The sequence below is a fragment of the Aeromonas sp. HMWF014 genome (assembly GCF_963878295.1).
Lineage (GTDB): Bacteria > Pseudomonadota > Gammaproteobacteria > Enterobacterales > Aeromonadaceae > Aeromonas > Aeromonas popoffii.
Genome location: NZ_CAWNYS010000305.1, coordinates 1 through 1,552 on the forward strand (window position 1 = coordinate 1; position 1,552 = coordinate 1,552).

At 59.1% G+C, this 1,552-nt stretch carries 3 protein-coding genes; 2 read left to right on the plus strand and 1 reads right to left on the minus strand.

The window, feature by feature from the left end:
- Together AAC083_RS12525 and AAC083_RS12530 are read left to right on the plus strand one after the other, a co-directional pair.
- A partial coding sequence (locus AAC083_RS12525) for a methyltransferase (protein WP_258224681.1) occupies positions 1–421 on the plus strand: 421 nt, incomplete at its 5' end.
- 43 nt (positions 422–464) lie between these two features.
- On the plus strand, positions 465–680 hold the full coding sequence (locus AAC083_RS12530; protein WP_108536781.1) for a hypothetical protein: 216 nt from the start codon (positions 465–467) through the stop codon (positions 678–680).
- Positions 681–717: 37 nt separating this feature from the next.
- On the opposite strand, the gene AAC083_RS12535 is transcribed toward AAC083_RS12530, so the two are convergent.
- A complete protein-coding gene (locus AAC083_RS12535) occupies positions 718–1,473 on the minus strand; it encodes a DNA/RNA non-specific endonuclease (RefSeq protein WP_108536782.1) in 756 nt (251 codons plus the stop codon).
- Positions 1,474–1,552: the final 79 nt, after the last annotated feature.

Consider the following 1,552-nt stretch of genomic DNA (forward strand, 5'->3'; position numbering starts at 1 on the left):
TCTGAATATTGAAGAGGCGGGACTGACGGCTCGGGTGCAGGGCCATCCGGTGGATCTGCTGCAAGCGTGCACCTTGCCCGGCGCGGCCGATCTCTGGTGGATGAGCCAGTTCCTCGACTGCTTCAGTCACGAACAGATAGTCGCCATTCTGAACAGGATCCGGATGGCCATGCAACCCGATGCACGGGTTTGCATCCTAGAGCTGTTCTGGGACAGGCAGACCTTCGAGGCCGCCAGTTTCAGTCTCAACGCCACCTCCCTCTACTTCACCTGTCTGGCCAACGGTAACAGCCGCTTCTATCACTCCAAACAGATGTACCAGTGCCTGCGCGAGGCTAATTTCCACGTGGAGGAGGAGCATGAGATCCCGGGCCCGGGCCATACCCTGCTGGTTGCCCGCCCGCTGCACACGAGGCCATAATGCCGACATCGGCATTTAAATGATGAAACGAGAAGGAACACACATGACGCCTAACTATATGGCACTGCTGGCACTCGGTCTGACCCTGGGCGCAGTGACCGGCGGCTGTGCCGACATCAAGGAGGCGGGCAGAACCGTGGGGCATACTACCCGCAACGTAACCCGAGAGATTGGCCACACCACCCGGGATGTGGCTCGTGAAATCGGTCATGGTACCCGGAATATTGTCAAGAAAATCGGTGACGATCTGAACGACTGACAGCAGGGGTCTAGGCCCCTGTTGTCATAGGGGTGGATCAATTGCCCCACATGGCCATCAGCCGGGATTCCATGGCCTCTTCCTGCTCATCCGGCAGTTCGGCGAAGAAATCGAGCCCTGTCAGCTCCTCCACCGCATCCACAGTCACTATGTAATCCGCAAGCCGGCTGGCCGACACGTTCTGCTGCGGCAGGACAAAGGCGATCGCCTTCTGGTTGGCCACGTCCATCACCACCCGATAGTAGGCGTGGGGCACAGTCACACCGTTGCCGATAGCGCCATCGGAGTTGGTGAAGATGGGGCCTGTGATCACCTGAACATCCTGATAGGCAATGGCCCACTGGCGGGTCTTCTCCTCCAGAATGCGCCAGGCCCCCTGATTGAGCGCCGGCAACTGCGGAGTCATGTTGGTCAGCAGGAAGCTCTGCTTCATGGTGGTGGCGGTGGAGCGCATGTCCGCCGCGGGGGCCTGATGGCCGCGGTCATAACCCGAGCCCTTGTAGTCCGCCAGGGTGGCGCGGTACTGCACCGGCACCTCCCTGTCTTCGGCGAAGGCGTCCTTGCGCGGTACCGGCCCCTGGGCGCTGGTCGCCGTCATCCGATAGGAGACCCAGTCAGAGACCTTGGTGTCATAGTTGTAACCTGCGGCGTAACCGTCCCGACACAACAGCTGACTGGATTGGCTGGGGACCCCGAGCTTGACGTGGTCCTTGCACTGGAAGCCCGCCGCCAGGGTCGGGAAGGTGGTGAGAGTGAATCCGATAGCCAGAACTAATTTATTGATATTATTCATTATTATGCCACTCCTTGTATTAGGCGGAGTGATTTGACACCAGGTCGGATGAGTTAGGCAATCGAACAGATTATGAGCG